The 1,121-nt window shown below is 62.0% G+C and carries 1 protein-coding gene; it reads right to left on the bottom strand.

From position 1 onward, the window contains the following. Positions 1-62: 62 nt before the first annotated feature. Positions 63-1,037 carry a 2-hydroxyacid dehydrogenase gene (locus tag FEM54_RS32935; RefSeq protein ID WP_017138168.1) on the bottom strand — a complete coding sequence of 325 codons (975 nt, stop codon included), beginning with the start codon at positions 1,035-1,037 and terminating at the stop codon, positions 63-65. Between the last annotated feature and the right edge of the window lie 84 nt (positions 1,038-1,121).

Below are 1,121 nucleotides of genomic sequence, written 5' to 3' on the forward strand. Positions count from 1 at the left end.
GAGGTGATGCCATCGCAGGCAAGCCAGCTCCCACACAAAACCCATCCCATATGAGATCGGCGTCAGCCCTTCCAGACTTGCGGGTTGACCAGATCCTGCGGACGTTGCCCCAGCAAGGCGCTGCGCAGGTTGTCCAGGGCGCGATTGGCCATGGCTTCACGGGTTTCATGGGTGGCCGAGCCGATATGCGGCAGGGTCACCGCATTGCTCAGTTGGAACAGCGGCGATTCGGCCAGCGGCTCTTGCTCGTACACATCCAGCCCGGCGCCACGGATTTTCTGGGTTTGCAGCGCCTCAATCAGCGCCGGTTCATCCACCACAGGCCCACGGGAAATATTGATCAGGATCGCACTGGACTTCATCAGCCCCAATTCGCGGGTGCTGATCAAGTGGCGGGTCTTGTCGCTCAACGGCACCACCAGGCAGACAAAATCCGCCTCGGCCAGCAACTGGTCCAGGCTGCGCAACTGCGCGCCCAGCTCTTGCTCCAGCTGGGTCTTGCGGCTGTTGCCGCTGTACAGAATCGGCATATTGAAGCCCAGGCGCCCACGCCGGGCCACGGCTGCGCCGATATTGCCCATGCCCACTATGCCGAGGGTCTTGCCGTGTACATCGCAGCCAAACAGCGGCGCGCCAACGCTGGCTTTCCACTGGCCGGCCTTGGTCCAGGCATCCAGTTCGGCCACGCGGCGCGCACTGCTCATCAGCAGGGCGAAGGCCAGGTCGGCGGTGCTTTCGGTGAGTACGTCCGGGGTGTTGGTGAGCATGATCCCGCGCTCGTTGAAGTACGGCACGTCGTAGTTGTCGTAACCCACCGACACGCTGGACACCACTTCCAGCTTGCTCGCGCCTTCCAGCTGCGCACGCCCCAGCTTGCGGCCTACGCCAATCAGGCCATGGGCGTGGGGCAGGGCTTCATTGAATTGAGCATTGATGTCACCCAGCTTGGGGTTCGGCGCGATCACCTCGAAGTCCTGTTGCAGGCGTTCGATCATTTGCGGGGTGACACGGCTGAAGGCGAGGACAGTCTTTTTCATTGCAGAACTCCGCTCAAAATGTGGGAGCTGGCTTGCCTGCGATAGCATCGCCTCGGTACTGCTGATACACCGAGGCGCCAGCAT

This window comes from Pseudomonas edaphica, assembly GCF_005863185.1.
Classification (GTDB): domain Bacteria; phylum Pseudomonadota; class Gammaproteobacteria; order Pseudomonadales; family Pseudomonadaceae; genus Aquipseudomonas; species Aquipseudomonas edaphica.

Coding starts and splice junctions, on each gene's coding strand:
- FEM54_RS32935 (WP_017138168.1), bottom strand. CDS start 1,037: ATGAAAAAGACTGTCCTCGCCTTCAGCCGTGTCACCCCGCAAATGATC.